The 13087-nt window shown below is 69.2% G+C and carries 15 protein-coding genes; 4 read left to right on the forward strand and 11 right to left on the reverse strand.

The annotated features are described in order from the left end of the window. The first annotated feature begins 3 nt into the window (after positions 1 to 3). Genes E3O39_RS13910 through sufU form a run of 4 tightly spaced genes read left to right on the forward strand, consistent with a single transcriptional unit; the run spans position 4 to position 3503 of the window. Positions 4 to 840: an ABC transporter permease gene (locus E3O39_RS13910; protein WP_134448931.1), complete on the forward strand. Its 837-nt coding sequence runs from the start codon at positions 4 to 6 to the stop codon at positions 838 to 840. Beyond that, entirely contained in the window at positions 837 to 1628 is a 792-nt protein-coding gene (locus tag E3O39_RS13915; RefSeq protein ID WP_134448932.1) for an ATP-binding cassette domain-containing protein, read from the forward strand. The genes E3O39_RS13910 and E3O39_RS13915 overlap by 4 nt, the downstream gene beginning before the upstream one ends. A 4-nt stretch (positions 1629 to 1632) precedes the next feature. Beyond that, positions 1633 to 2949 (forward strand): SufS family cysteine desulfurase, encoded by a 1317-nt coding sequence (locus E3O39_RS13920; RefSeq protein ID WP_134448933.1) that lies wholly within the window; start codon positions 1633 to 1635, stop codon positions 2947 to 2949. Continuing rightward, complete coding sequence (sufU, locus tag E3O39_RS13925) at positions 2946 to 3503, forward strand: Fe-S cluster assembly sulfur transfer protein SufU (RefSeq protein ID WP_134448934.1); 558 nt, start codon at positions 2946 to 2948, stop codon at positions 3501 to 3503. The genes E3O39_RS13920 and sufU overlap by 4 nt, the downstream gene beginning before the upstream one ends. Before the next feature lie 167 nt (positions 3504 to 3670). On the opposite strand, the gene E3O39_RS13930 is transcribed toward sufU, so the two are convergent. The 11 genes from E3O39_RS13930 to E3O39_RS13975 all read right to left on the reverse strand — a co-directional run bounded on the left by E3O39_RS13930 (position 3671) and on the right by E3O39_RS13975 (position 12845). Beyond that, positions 3671 to 4615 (reverse strand): N-acetylglucosamine kinase, encoded by a 945-nt coding sequence (locus tag E3O39_RS13930; RefSeq protein WP_134448935.1) that lies wholly within the window; start codon positions 4613 to 4615, stop codon positions 3671 to 3673. Positions 4616 to 4956: 341 nt separating this feature from the next. Continuing rightward, positions 4957 to 5502, reverse strand: a complete 546-nt coding sequence (locus E3O39_RS13935; RefSeq protein WP_134448936.1) for a hypothetical protein — start codon at positions 5500 to 5502, stop codon at positions 4957 to 4959. Between the two features lie 281 nt (positions 5503 to 5783). Further along, a complete protein-coding gene (locus tag E3O39_RS13940) occupies positions 5784 to 6359 on the reverse strand; it encodes a hypothetical protein (RefSeq protein ID WP_134448937.1) in 576 nt (191 codons plus the stop codon). A gap of 65 nt (positions 6360 to 6424) precedes the next feature. Further along, positions 6425 to 7393, reverse strand: coding sequence for an acetylxylan esterase (locus E3O39_RS13945; protein WP_134448938.1), 969 nt, complete (start codon positions 7391 to 7393; stop codon positions 6425 to 6427). 94 nt (positions 7394 to 7487) lie between these two features. Continuing rightward, the gene (locus E3O39_RS13950) at positions 7488 to 8453 is read right to left on the reverse strand and encodes a hypothetical protein (protein ID WP_241985085.1); all 966 of its coding nucleotides are present in this window, start codon (positions 8451 to 8453) and stop codon (positions 7488 to 7490) included. Further along, on the reverse strand, positions 8450 to 9133 hold the full coding sequence (locus E3O39_RS13955) for a cytochrome b N-terminal domain-containing protein (protein WP_134448939.1): 684 nt from the start codon (positions 9131 to 9133) through the stop codon (positions 8450 to 8452). Before E3O39_RS13955 ends, E3O39_RS13950 begins: the two co-directional genes overlap by 4 nt. Continuing rightward, positions 9130 to 9297 (reverse strand): hypothetical protein, encoded by a 168-nt coding sequence (locus E3O39_RS19055; RefSeq protein WP_166787363.1) that lies wholly within the window; start codon positions 9295 to 9297, stop codon positions 9130 to 9132. Before E3O39_RS19055 ends, E3O39_RS13955 begins: the two co-directional genes overlap by 4 nt. A 180-nt stretch (positions 9298 to 9477) precedes the next feature. Then, positions 9478 to 9864, reverse strand: a complete 387-nt coding sequence (locus E3O39_RS13960) for a flagellar assembly protein FliW (protein ID WP_134448940.1) — start codon at positions 9862 to 9864, stop codon at positions 9478 to 9480. Next, entirely contained in the window at positions 9861 to 10814 is a 954-nt protein-coding gene (gene flgL / locus E3O39_RS13965; protein WP_134448941.1) for a flagellar hook-associated protein FlgL, read from the reverse strand. Before flgL ends, E3O39_RS13960 begins: the two co-directional genes overlap by 4 nt. 2 nt (positions 10815 to 10816) lie before the next feature. Beyond that, positions 10817 to 12349 (reverse strand): flagellar hook-associated protein FlgK, encoded by a 1533-nt coding sequence (gene flgK, locus E3O39_RS13970; protein ID WP_134448942.1) that lies wholly within the window; start codon positions 12347 to 12349, stop codon positions 10817 to 10819. Positions 12350 to 12359: 10 nt separating this feature from the next. After that, complete coding sequence (locus tag E3O39_RS13975) at positions 12360 to 12845, reverse strand: flagellar protein FlgN (protein ID WP_134448943.1); 486 nt, start codon at positions 12843 to 12845, stop codon at positions 12360 to 12362. Between the last annotated feature and the right edge of the window lie 242 nt (positions 12846 to 13087).

Genomic DNA, 13087 nt, shown 5'->3' on the forward strand with positions numbered 1-13087 from the left:
CACATGACACGGGCCAGCGGCGGGGCGGCGGTCTCTCTGCGCGGCACGGCGCGGGAGAATGCCGAGGTGCTCGGTGTGCCGCGCTGGATCGTCGCTGTCGCTGCCGTCGGCGCGCTCTTCATCGTGCTGCCGATCGTCGGGATGACCGCCAGGGTCGACTGGGCGAACTTCGGCGCGTTCGTCACCTCGCCGTCCGCGATCGCGGCACTGCTGCTCAGCCTCCGCACGGCCACGGCGAGCACGGCGCTCTGCCTGCTGCTCGGGGTGCCGATGGCGGTCGTGCTCGCCCGGAGTCGGTTCCGCGGCCAGCGCTTCGTGCGGGCGTTCGTGCTGCTGCCGCTCGTGCTGCCTCCCGTCGTCGGCGGCATCGCCTTGCTCTCGACATTCGGCCGCCGCGGGCTGCTCGGCCAGACCTTCGAAGTGCTCGGAATCCAGATCGCGTTCTCGACGACGGCCGTCGTTCTCGCGCAGGCGTTCGTCGCGCTGCCGTTCCTCGTGCTCAGTGTCGAGGCGACGCTGCGGGCCTCTGGCGCGCGATACGAGGCCGTCGCCGCGACCCTCGGCGCCGCCCCGAACACCGTGTTCTGGCGGGTGACCCTACCGCTCGTCGTGCCCGGGCTCGTCTCGGGGGCCGTGCTCGCCTTCGCGCGGGCGCTCGGCGAGTTCGGTGCGACCCTGACCTTCGCGGGCAGCCTCGAGGGTGTCACCCGCACGCTGCCGCTCGAGATCTACCTGCAGCGCGAGACGGATCCGGATGCCGCCGTCGCGCTCGCGCTCGTCCTCGTCGTGGTCGCCGTCGTCGTGATGGTGGCGACCCACCGGCCGCGAGGGCTCTCGTGACCTTCGAGTTCGAGGCGGTCCTCGCACGCCGAAACCTCGATGTCGCGTTCAGCGTGCAGCCGGGGGAGACCGTCGCGCTCCTCGGCTCCAACGGGGCAGGGAAGTCGACCGTCGTGCAGATCAGCGCGGGCCTGCTGCGACCCGATTCCGGCCGCGCGAGCCTCGCCGGCCACGTCCTCTTCGACCTGCCCTCGGCATCCGCTGCACCCGGCGGACGCACCGGCACCGTCTCCCGCGCCGGCACCTGGACTCCGCCGCACTCCCGCGGCACCGTGCTCCTCGCCCAGGAGCCGCTCCTGTTCCCGCACCTGTCCGTGCGCGACAACGTCGCCTTCGGCCCGCGGAGCGCAGGTGCCCCCCGCGCCAGGGCGCGTGAGCTCGCCGAGGAATGGCTCGTCGCCGCGGACGTCGCCGACCTCGCCGACCGCAAGCCCGGCGCCCTCTCGGGCGGCCAGGCGCAGCGGGTCGCCGTCGCGCGCGCCCTCGCCGCCCGGCCGCGCCTCCTGCTGCTCGACGAGCCGATGACCTCCCTCGACGTCGCAGCCGTGCCGGCCCAACGCCAGCTGCTGCACCGGATGCTGTCCGACCGTTCCGTGATCCTGGTCACCCATGATCCGCTCGACGCCCTCGCCCTCGCCGACCGGGTCATCGTGCTCGAGGACGGCCGGATCGTCGAGGCCGGCCCCACCCGCGAGGTCTTCGCGAACCCTCGCGCCGCATTCACCCGCGCCCTGACCTTCGGCCTCACCCCTGGGACGGCCGAATCCCGCGAAGACGGCTTAACCTAGGAGCATGACGCTTTCCGCCCCATCGTTCCGTCGTGCCGCCGCCGTGGCGCTGACCGAGGACGAGGTCGCTCGCATCCGCAACGACTTCCCGATCCTCGAGCAGCGCATCAACGGGCATCCGCTCAACTATCTGGACTCCGGGGCCACCTCGCAGAACCCGATCAGCGTGATGGAAGCCGAGCAGGAGTACTACGAGCAACGCAACGCGGCCGTGCACCGCGGCGCTCACACCCTCGCGTTCGCGGCGACCGAGGTCTTCGAGAGCGCCAGGGAGACCGTGGCCGCCTTCATCGGCGCGCAGCCCGACGAACTCGTCTGGACTTCGAACGCGACCGAGGGAGTCAACCTCGTCGCGTACGCGATCTCCAACGCCTCACTCGGCCTCGGCGGCCCGGATGCCGCCCGGTTCCGCATCGGGGCCGGCGACGAGATCGTCGTGACCGAGATGGAACACCACGCCAACCTGATCCCGTGGCAGCAGCTCGCCCTGCGCACCGGGGCGACCCTGCGCTTCATCCCCGTTATCGACGATGGCACCCTCGACCTCGCGGCCGCGGCAACGATCGTCGGCCCGCGCACCCGCCTGCTCGCGTTCACCCACGCGTCCAACGTCGTCGGCACGATCAATCCCGTGGCCGAGCTCGTCGAGCTCGCCCACCGCTTCGGCGCCCTCGTGCTGCTCGACGCCTGCCAGACCGTTCCGCACCTGCCGGTCGACGTTGCCGCGCTCGACGTGGACTTCGCCGTCTTCTCCGGGCACAAGATGCTCGGCCCGACCGGCATCGGAGCGCTCTTCGGCAAGGCAGAGCTGCTCGCCGGCCTGCCGCCGTTCCTGACCGGCGGTTCGATGATCACGACCGTCGACATGGAGCACGCCGAGTTCCTCGCGCCGCCGCAGCGCTTCGAGGCAGGCACCCAGCGCATCTCGCAGGCGATCGCCCTCGCCGCCGCCGTCGACTACCTGACCGAAACCGGCATGGACCGGATCGCCCTCCGTGAGGCCGAACTCGGCCAGCGCCTCGTGGCCGGGCTCGCCGAGATCCCCGGCGTTCGGGTGCTCGGCCCGGCCGCCGGCATCGACCGCATCGGCCTCGCCGCCTTCGACGTCGCCGGGGTGCACGCTCACGACGTCGGCCAGTTCCTCGACGAGGCCGGCATCGCCGTGCGGGTCGGCCACCACTGCGCCCAGCCGCTGCACCGCCGCCTCGGCATCACGGCGTCCACGCGCGCCAGCACCTACCTCTACACGACGACCGACGAGGTCGACCAGTTCCTGGCCGCCATGCACGAGGTCGCCCCCTTCTTTGGAGTGAAGCCATGAGTTCGAGCGAACTGCAGCAGCTGTACCAGCAGATCATCCTCGACCACGCCAAGTACCGGCACGGCGCGTCGTCCGAGCCGTTCGGCGTGTTCGACGCCGACGGTGCGCCGGGCCTGCGGCTCGCCGAGTCGCACCAGGTGAACACGACCTGCGGCGACGAGATCACCGTTCGCGTCGGCGTCCGCGCCGGCTCTGGTGCCGCAGCGGATGCCGCGGTGACGGATGCCGCCGGCCCTGCTCCCGTGATCGAACAGTTCGTCTGGCGGGGTGACGGCTGCTCGATCTCGATGGCGTCGGCATCCGTGCTCGCGGACACGATGACGGGACTGACCGTCTCCGAGGCGGAGGCACTCGTCACGACCTTCCGCGAGCTGCTCCGCTCGCGCGGCACGATCGAGCCCGACGAAGAGGTGCTCGGCGACGCCGCGGCCTTCGCCGGGGTCTCCAAGTACCCGGCCAGGGTCAAGTGCGCGATGCTGCCCTGGGTAGCGTTCGAGGCCGCCCTGATGCAGGTCGCCGCGGCATCCGCTGCCCCCGCGGCCCCGCTCGCCTAGCCGCGCCCGGCACGATCGGGTCGCCGTATCCCGGCTGATTCTCTCCCGCGAGAGTACGATTTTGGCCCTTAAGACCGAGTCTTAAGGGCCAAAAGTGCGCTCTCGCGGAGTCTCTGGGGCGCGCCGTGCGAGCGGCGCGCGGCGGGAGGGGGCGGGAGGGGCGCGGGTCAGGCGCGGGAGCGCGCGACCAGGCTGAGGACGGCGCTGTCGGCGGCCAGGTTCGGCAGGAGCGCGGCGCCGTCGAGACCGTTGGCCGTGGGAAAGCGGATGTCCGCGGCCGGCCAGACCAGGCGGAGATCGCGCTCGAAGCGGGTCGCGATCTCGGGTGAGCGGAGCACTCCGCCGAGCCCGCCGATCACGGGTGCGTCGACCACCGACTGGCCGACCCGTTCGAGTCCCGTGCGCACCGACAGGGCGAGCTCTGCGGACGCAGCGTCGCAGATCGCAGCGGCGACGGCATCCGTTGCCGCGAGGGCGGTGACCGAGCGCGACCACGCCGCGATCCGGCTCACCCGGGCGGGGTCTGCCTGCAGCTCGAGGTAGAGGGTTTCGAGGTTCGGGAATTCCTTTTGAACGGCATCGCGGAGGGCTGTCACTTGTCCGCGCCCGTCGTAGTCGCGCATGACCGCGTCGAGGGCGGCACGTCCGAGCCAGTAGCCGCTGCCGGCATCCGCGATCAGGTACCCCCAGCCGTCGACCCGGGCGACGGCGCCCACGCCGACCGCCAGAGTGACGACGCCGGTGCCGACGGCGATCACGGCACCGGGGGTGTCGCCGAGGGCGCCCAGGTACGAGGTCACCGAGTCGTGGGCGAGGAAGACGTCCTGAACGCCGAGCCCGTGGGTGAGATGGCGGAGTTCGGCGGCGTCGGCGTCGGACTGCGTGAAACCGGAGATGCCGGCGCTCAGGGTACGAATGCCAAGGTCGTCGGAGAGCCCGCTTTCGGTCGCGGCGACGGCCTTGACGACATCGGCGAGCTGGGGCATCAGCGCCCGGTCGGTGCGAATGCCGGCGAAGTCGAACGTGTCGTGGCGTCCGTCGGCCGAGCGGAGCAGGGCGCGGATGCCGGTCTGGCCGGCATCAATGGTGAGGGAGCGGGATACGTCGGTCATCGCGGGGCGTCCTTGGTCGTGGGGGCGAATCGAAACTGCGGTGCGACCAGCGAGGGTGTCGGTGCACAGTCCCTATCATTCCGTGTTGCCGTGCCCGGAGGGCAGTCCCCGCACGGCCAGTCCCGGAGCCGGACCTCGCAGACGGGCGTGCGCGCGACTCCGGGGTCGGCTAGCCTTCTGGTATCGCCGGTCCAACAGCCGGCCTCTGGGGGGAGAAATGTTGAACAACCTGACGGTCTGGCACGTGTTGATTCTGGTTGGCGGCTTCGTGGTGATGGCGGCTATCGCTGTGGCCATCATCGTCATCGCCATCCGGCTCGCGCGCCGCAAGTAGTTCGCTGTCAGCAGCCGGGGCCGGACGGGTTGGCCGTGCAGTCCTGGCCGACGAGGACCGTCGAGGCCGTGCTGACGACGACCGCGATCGGGGGCGCCGCGATCGTGAGCGTGCCCTGCACCGGACGCCACGGCTGACCGCCGGCGCGGTACTCAGCCGAGTACACGACCGACAGCACCACGGTGTGCCGGCCCGTTGACCTGAAGACGTGGCTGGTTGCGGTGTCCGAGAACTCCGGCACGCCGAGGGCGGCCCAGCTCGCGCCACCCGTCGCGGAGTCGATGGCCGCGCCGTCGCCGAGGTCCCAGTGGAACCGTGTCGGCGTGAAACGCACCTCGGCGGCGAACCCGAGCAACAGGCCCGTGCGCACATGCACGGATGCCTGGGCCAGGAAATTCGCCGGGAGCCCGGTGATCGCCCAGCCGTTGGGCTCCATGCCCTGGCCGGGTGCTGCCGCCGGGAAATTGACGAGATCACTGATGCGGACCACGAGATTCGGGTCGCAGAGCGGGCAGTTGACGGCGAACCCGTCCCGCACGAACGGCAGCCCCACAGTCGGTGTCGGGGTCGAGCCCGGAGCGCCCGCGCCACCCGTCCCGCTTGCACTACCCGTGCCGCCAGCCGTTCCCGAAGCAGCGCCTCCGGGTCCCGACCTTGAGTCGAATCCCGTGGACAAGTCCACGCCCCCGCCGTTCACGACCCCGGTCACAGGAGGTGGCGTTGGGGCCTGACAAGCTGTATTCGCGGAGTCCCAGACGCTGCAGAGGCTGTCGGTTGAGACGTTTTCAACGGCATTACCAGGCACAAACCACAGCGGCAGAAGGGTACTTACGGCTAACAGAAGTTTGTGCCAAGCCATGATTCAGATCTCAGTAGAAGGAGGCGCCGTTCGGATGCATCGAATAGAAAACTCACTTGAAGCGGATACCGAAGGGGGCGATTGGCGGGGGTCGTACTCGTGCCGGAAGCGTCGACGACGTTCGCGCCAGAAACATCCAGGCACAGATAGGTTGTGACCGTTCCCGCATCCAAATTTGCCGTTTGAAGCTTCAGGGAATCAAAACTGAACTCTCCAACGCCATGTTGTCCTTGATCTGCGAGCTTCTGGAGCGTTTCTAGATCGTGGCTGAGCCCCTCGCCGGTCGCAACAGCAGCCATGCGTTCCGGCGACTTCCCACCCTCGTGACCGACTGTCGTCGACAGCGCCAGATAGGCGGCGTAGGCGGTTCGCGCGGCCTCAAGGGCGTCGGCGTCTGAGGCGAAAGCGGGCGCATCCGCTGTCGGAGACGCAGACGGGCTCGCGAACGGCACCGGCGACGATGCGCACCCGGACAGGGCGATCAGACCGGCGGCGCACACGGCGGCACCCAGGGTTGTCATCGCCAGCCGGTACCTCGCGCGGATCCGCATGCGGTCACGTTAGAACACCTCGGGATATCCCGCTCGAGTTATCCACAGGGCAAGCAGACGCGTGCTTAGAGGATGCGCTCCTCGAGCCAGGCGGCCTGCCGCAGCCAGTGGTGCCCGGATCCGCCCTCGTGCTGGTTGAACGGGTAGACCTCGATGTCCGCCTCGCCCGCGTAGTGGTTGAGGGCGGCGAAGACCGTCGACGGCGGGCAGACCGGGTCCATCAGGGCGACGGAGAAGAGGGCGGGAGCGGTCGCGCGCTTGGCGAAGTTCACGCCGTCGAAGTAGGAAAGAGTCGTGAAGGTCTGCTCGACGAGGTCGCGGTGCACCGAGAGGTACCGCACGATCTCCTGGTACGGGTCCCCGTCGGTGATCTCGACGGCCCGCTCGAAGTGGCAGAGGAACGGCACCTCGGGCATGACCCCGATGAGCCCCTCGCTGAGGCCAGCGGCCGCGAGCGCGATGCCGCCGCCCTGGCTGCCGCCGCACACCGCAACGCGGGTCGGGTCGACCCGGTCGATCGTGCGCACGGCGTCGATCGCGCGCGCGGCATCCGTGAAGACCCGGCGGTAGTAGTAGTCGTGCGGCCGTTCGATGCCGCGGGTCACGAACCCGGGGGCGGACGGCCCGGTGCCGTTCGGGTCTGGCGTCTCGCCGCCGGAGCCCCAGACGCTGCCCTGGCCCCGCGTGTCCATGAACAGGTAGGCATAGCCCGCCGTCACCCACGCGAGGTTCTCGTGGGGGAGTCCGCGGCCTCCGCCGTAGCCGTTGTACTCGACGAAGGCCGGCAGCGGGCCGGTCGTGCCCGCCGGCACCAGGAACCAGGCGCGCACGGGCTGTCCCGCGAAACCGTTGAAGGTCATGTCGTAGACCTCGACCTGGCTGAGCGGGGAGTCGACCCGGGTCAAGTGCGGTTCGTCGGGAAAACGGCGGGCGTCCGCGAGGGTGTCCTCCCAGAACTCGTCGAAGTCGTCCGGCTCAGCGACGACCGGCCGGTAGTCGCGGAGCTCGGGCAGGCTGAGGTCGTAGCGGGACACGGAAAGCCTTTCGGTGAGGCACGGATGCGACCAGCCGCGCAGACACCTCGGCGACGATCGATCTCGTCCCCAGCCTAGTGTTGGCGCACTCCGCTCAACTCCGGCCCGCTGCCCGCTTCTTGTAATAATCCCGCCAGATCAGGCGGTGGATCGGAATCCACCGCGGGATGTCCCGCAGGCCAGGGATGAAGGGCACGAGCGTCAACAGCACGCTCAGCACGAGCATCAGGAGCACGACGAGCAGGTCGGCGTTGGGGGCGGAGGCGAACGGCTCGATCTGGTACCAGAAGGAGAACAGCCACAGCCAGGACTGACCGGGGGTGTTCCCGGTCTCGTTCATCATGCCCCACTGGTCGCCGGTGAGATGCGCCGCGGTCGCGAGGTCACCGAAGTAGGCTCCGTCGCCGAGGAACAGGATCGTGCGGGTGTAGTCGGAGTTGTAGAACGACTCCTGGGCGTTCAGCACGCCGTCGAGGGCGCCCTGGCTCGCCATTGTGAGGAGCGCATCCGTCAGGACCGGCACCGGGCCGTAGTCGCCGGTGGCGACCTGGGCCGGGTCACCATCGGGGGCGTTCGTGAGGGCATCCGTGTATGCGGCGGTCCAGTCGGCCTTCTCGGTGTCACTCCCGGCGTTCCACGCGTCGAGAGCGGCGCTCGGCGGAGCGTTGAGGGTCGTCAGCGGGGTGATCACGAGGTCCTGGGCCGTATCGATCGGCAGCTGCACGCCGGAGAAGCTCTGCAGGTCGAATGCCCCGATGGTCTGGGTCGCGTCGGCGGTGGTGTTGTACGGCGGGCCGTAACCGGCGGTCTCGCTCGTGCCGCCGAGCTCGGCGGTCGCGGTGGCCACGAAGTCGGCGGGCTGGGCCTGGGCCCAGGACTTGAGGGTGACACTCGGTTCGTCGGGCGAGCCGACGATCGCCGAGAGACCGACGATCACGAGCCCGACGACGACGAGGGCGACCGTGAGTTCCTTGAAGAGGTCGTACTCGCGCACGGTGCCGCGCCACGGGCGGCGCGCGAGGCCATCCCGGTCGGAACGGGACATGGTCGGGGCGCTCATCGGGTCGCCTCCGTCCGGTCCGTGCCGCTCAGCTGGGCGTCGGTTTCCGCCGCGTCGATCGGGGGGACGACCCCGTGCATCCGCACCAGGATCACGTGCAGCGCGACGACGGCTCCGACGGCGAGGGGAAGCAACACGATGTGGAACCCGAAGATCTGGCCGAGGTTGGCCACGTTGAACCACGCGCCGATGCCGGAGGCGTTGAGCGCATCCTTGCCCTCGAAGGCGATCCACTGGGAGTCGAAGTTGGTCTGCAGCAGGTAGCCGGTGAACGCCGCGACGATCGAGACGAGGAAGGCGCCCATCCCGGTGATCCAGGTGAGGGTGCGCCCACCGCGCCAGGCGGCCATCCAGTACTTGCCCCAGAGATGCACGACCATCGTCATGAAGAAGAGCTCGACGCTCCAGAGGTGCACGCTGTTCACGAAGTGCCCGAAGTCGGAGACGTGGTACCAGGCCGGGCCGTTCAGGCTCAGCACGACGCCGGAGACCACGATGAAGACGAGCGAGACGATCGCGCCCATTCCGAAGACGTAGATCCAGGATGCGACGTAGCTCGGTTGGTCCTGCGGCAGTAGCTTGTCGGCGGGCAGGTGCTTCAGCAGCCAGCCCCTGGCCTTCCCTGTCCAGGTGTAGTACTCCTCGACCGGTTCGGTCTTCCGTTCCTCACGGATGCTCATGGCCGTTTCTTCCCGCTCGGGAACGGCAGGAAGAGGGCCAGCACGAACAGCAGGATCATCACGAGGATCACGATGAGGTTGCCGAGCTGGATCTGGAAGGCACCAAAGCCGAGATAGATGCCCGGACTGTCCTGGGCTGCAAAATAGCTGATGAGCGGATGCATTACGGCTCCATTGCTCGGGATATCGGCCAGCCGTTGGGTGAATCCGAGCGGCTATGCCCCGATGGACCTCACGCTATTCCCGTTCGGCCGGAATCGCTCATCATTGGTCGCGGAAATGCCCTGAGACTCCGTTCAGGAACGCGCACCTGAGGACGGAGCGCGCACGCCCGTACTGTGTGCTCAGGCCGCCGACGCGGCGCCGAGCTCGGCGCGGAGGGACCAGTCCTGTCCCTCGAGGATGATCTGGGCGCAGCGGCCGGTCGTCGAGTTCACGACGATCGGCGCCATCAGGTTGACGGTCGTCCCGCCTTCGCGCGGGTTGGTCACGACGAGCACGAGAGCCTCATCGGCGCCGGCAAGGTCGAGGGAGCTGGCGTGCTCGTCGGTGATGACGGGGGAGTAGTCCGGCAGGTAGATCGAGGCGTCGAGCACGAAGAGCCGGGTATGCCGGTCCTCGGCGGACTGCAACGTGTACAGGCCGTCGGCTCCGGCGATCTCGGTGAGATCGAACTCGGTCAGCGGCGCGAGGCCGGGCGGTGGGGAGACGAATGTCAGGGAGGCGCTCACTGGAGGAAGTCCATCAGGGTGTGCTGCAATACCTTCGCGGTCACGGAGAGTGCAGCCTGGTAGCTGACCTCCTGGAGTTTGAGATCAAGGGCGGCCTGGGCGAGGTCCACGTCTTCGATCCCGGATCGTTGGGCCTCGAGCGTTCCGGCCTTGGTGACGAGGCCGGCGCCGGCGCTCTCGATCTGCGCCTGTCGTACGCCGTTGTCCGACTGCGCGGCGATGACCGTGGTCAGTCGGGTGTCGACGGTCGCGAGGTAGTCGCTCGCGGTCGCCGTCGGGGTCGCCCCGGCGGTTCCGGTCGTGGGGTCGAGGGCGTAGCTGATGTTGTCGATGAGAGTGAATACCGAATTCGTGTCGGGCCCGTAGATCTTCGATCCGTTGGAATCGACGCGGACGGTCGAGTCCGCGGCGACGCGGCGCTCGACGGTCGAACCAGAGGTGCCCGTGTAGGTCACCGTCGCCGGAATCGCCGGGGTCGCCCCGTTCGCCGGGATCGCCGCGGTCGTCTTGAAGGCCACGGCCTCGTCCGAGGTTCCGGCGAAGACGCTGCGACCGAGGTACTGGGTGTTCGCCTGGGTGAGCAGGTCCTGCTTGAGCCCCTGCAGCTGCGTGGCGAGGGCGCTCTTCGCGGTCTGCGAGAGCGAGCCGTTGCCGCCCTGCACGGTCAGGTCGCGCACCTGGTTCATGATGTTCGTGGTGGCGGAGAGCGCGGCATCCGCTGTCGTCAGCCAGCCGGTGCCATTGTCGACGTTGCGGGTGTACTGGGCGACCGCGGTCTGCTGGGCGCGCACCGCGAGCGAATCCGCGGCGCGCGTCGGGTCGTCCGAGGGGTTCTTCAGCGTCGTGAGCGAGGAGGCCTGCTCCTGCAGCTGGGTGAGCCTCGCGAGGTTGCTCTGCAGGCTGGTCTGCGCGGCGCGAATCTGCGTCTGTGTGGTGACACGGGAGATCATCGTCAGCGGCCCACCAATCCGGTCTTGTTGATGAGGACGTCGAGCATCTCGTCGACGGCGGTCATGACCCGGGCGGCGCCCTGGTACGCGTGCTGGAACATCAGAAGGCTCACGTTCTCCTCGTCGAGGTCGACGGATGCGTTGGACAGCTGGGCCTTGACCGCCGCGGTCGACGTGATGTCGGCCAGGGACGCGCCCTGGAGCTCGGACTTCGTGGTCACCGCGAGGCGGGTCACGACATTGGACCAGTCCGCGCTCGGTGAGGTGAAGGGGAGGTTCGTCGCGGGGTCGATGGCGGTGGCCTTGCCCGCGCCCAACTGCGAGACGGCGTCGGCGATCGTGCCGGCCGAGGTCACGGTGGTGGATCCGGTTGCGGCTGCAGCGGCGGTTACCGCGGCCCCGGCTGCGGTCAGCGCCGCCGAGAGGTCGGTTGCCGTCTTCGGCAGGACGCTCAGGCCGAGGGCAGCTGCCCCGGTGGTCGAGACTGTGAAGAAATTCCCGCCGGGAGTCGACGTGGGGTTGAAGACGGCGTTGACGCTCGTGGCGAGTGACGTCGCGAAGGCGTTGTAGGTGGCCGCGACGTCGGCGAGGGTCGATCCGGTTCCCTGGCCGTTCGCGTCGATGGTCGCCGGGCCGAGCAGCGAGAGCGCTCCGGCGAGTTCGCCGCCGTCGACCGAGACGGCCGTCGGCGGGGTCTTGCCGAGATCCCTGGTCCAGACGACCTGCACGGTGCCGGCCGTTCCGGTATTGGCTCCGGTTCCCGTCATCGAGGTGGCTCCGACGGCCGTCAGGCTCTGGGCCTGATCGCCGCTGACAAGGGCGTTCCCGCCGACGAAGATGCTGACCGTGCCGTCGGTCTGTTCGGAGACGACGCCGCCGGTGAGGGCGGCGATGGTCGTGGTGAGCGCGCTGCGCTTGTCGAGGAGTTCGTTGGCGGAGCCGCCCGCCGCGACCGTCATCCGGATCTGGGAGTTGAGTCCGGCGACCTGCGTGGCCGCGGCATTCACCTCGGAGACCATCGAAGTGACGCTCGAACGCTGGGAGGACCACTCGGTCGCGACGGCCTGGTAGTTGGACGCGATCTGGCCGGCCACGGCGTTGGCCTGGCTCAGCACGACGCCGGCCGGGGCCGCGTCGCCGACGCTGTTGGAGACGTCCTGCCAGCCGGCCCAGAACTTGGAGAGGGTCGCAGACAGCCCGCTCGTGCCCGGCTCGTTGGTGGCGGCCTCCACCGCGGAGAACGAGTTGGCGCGCACCGCCGAGAAGCCCGCGGCCGCGGCCGAAGCGCGCACCTGCGCGTCGAGGCTCGCGCTGCCGAGGCGGGCGATGCCGGTCACCGAGACGCCCTGGCCGGCGCCGACTCCGGAGGAGAAGAGACCGACGCGCGTCACGGCATCCACTGACGAGGTCGTCACGCGCTGGCGGGTGTACCCCTCGGTGCCGGCGTTGGCGATGTTCTGGCCGACGACGTCGAGGCCCTGGCGGGCGGCGACGAGGCCGGTGTATGCGGTGTTGAGTCCGCCGAATGTGCTCATGGGGTTCCCGTTAGAACGACTGGTCGAAGAGGCGGGCGGGCGGGGTGGACGCATCCGCTGTGCCGCGGGCGTCGTAGGTGTTCGTGTTCACACGGATATCGGCGAGCGTCTCCTGGCTGGAGCGTGCGGCCGAGCGGAGCAGGTGTTCGTTGGCGTCGCGGAGTTCCTTGATCTGGGCGGCGAGCTCGCCGAGGGCCTTGAGGTGCGCCGTCATGATCTCGGTCCAGGGACCGACGGGGGCGTGGGCGACGAGTTCGCGGAGCGTGGCGTCTTCGTTCGTTCCCCACTCTGCGGACATGGCGGCAACCTCGACGCTGCGGGCGAGACCGGCTTCCTGCACGTGGCCGAGCACTTGCTCGACCTCGCGGGTGCCCTGCTGGAGCCAGCGGGTCTTGCCGTTCGTCAGGAGGAGCTGTTCTTCGTCGAGCTTGAAGACGAGCAGTTCGAGGAGCTCCCGCTCGCGCCACAGGAGGGCCGAGAGTTCATTGGCGCCCACGATTTCCTCCACACGATTCCGGTCGGGCCGAGGGACGCACGACCGCGTCGACTCTGGCTTCAGATGGCACTATCGGCAGGGTTTTGCCGCACGTAAGCGATCCGTGTGCCCAGACTGGCAGGTGGCGGCTGGGAATGTCCACCTAAATGAGGACAACGCTTTCCCAAAAGTGGGGGTGGCAGGGCGTGTCCGAGCAGGTAAGCGTTTCCCGGTTGGGGGGTAGTAGCCCCCCCAGAGTGGGG

The organism is Cryobacterium sp. MDB2-A-1, from assembly GCF_004402675.1.
In the GTDB taxonomy this organism is placed as follows: Bacteria; Actinomycetota; Actinomycetes; order Actinomycetales; family Microbacteriaceae; genus Cryobacterium; species Cryobacterium glucosi.

Excerpts from the sequence above, each read along its gene's own strand:
- E3O39_RS13910 (WP_134448931.1), top strand. The coding sequence starts at position 4 with ATGACACGGGCCAGCGGCGGGGCGGCGGTCTCTCTGCGCGGCACGGCG.
- E3O39_RS13920 (WP_134448933.1), top strand. The coding sequence starts at position 1,633 with ATGACGCTTTCCGCCCCATCGTTCCGTCGTGCCGCCGCCGTGGCGCTG.
- sufU (WP_134448934.1), top strand. The coding sequence starts at position 2,946 with ATGAGTTCGAGCGAACTGCAGCAGCTGTACCAGCAGATCATCCTCGAC.
- E3O39_RS13930 (WP_134448935.1), bottom strand. The coding sequence starts at position 4,615 with ATGACCGACGTATCCCGCTCCCTCACCATTGATGCCGGCCAGACCGGC.
- E3O39_RS13940 (WP_134448937.1), bottom strand. The coding sequence starts at position 6,359 with ATGCGGATCCGCGCGAGGTACCGGCTGGCGATGACAACCCTGGGTGCC.
- E3O39_RS13950 (WP_241985085.1), bottom strand. The coding sequence starts at position 8,453 with ATGAGCGCCCCGACCATGTCCCGTTCCGACCGGGATGGCCTCGCGCGC.
- E3O39_RS13955 (WP_134448939.1), bottom strand. The coding sequence starts at position 9,133 with ATGAGCATCCGTGAGGAACGGAAGACCGAACCGGTCGAGGAGTACTAC.
- E3O39_RS19055 (WP_166787363.1), bottom strand. The coding sequence starts at position 9,297 with ATGCATCCGCTCATCAGCTATTTTGCAGCCCAGGACAGTCCGGGCATC.
- flgL (WP_134448941.1), bottom strand. The coding sequence starts at position 10,814 with ATGATCTCCCGTGTCACCACACAGACGCAGATTCGCGCCGCGCAGACC.
- flgK (WP_134448942.1), bottom strand. The coding sequence starts at position 12,349 with ATGAGCACATTCGGCGGACTCAACACCGCATACACCGGCCTCGTCGCC.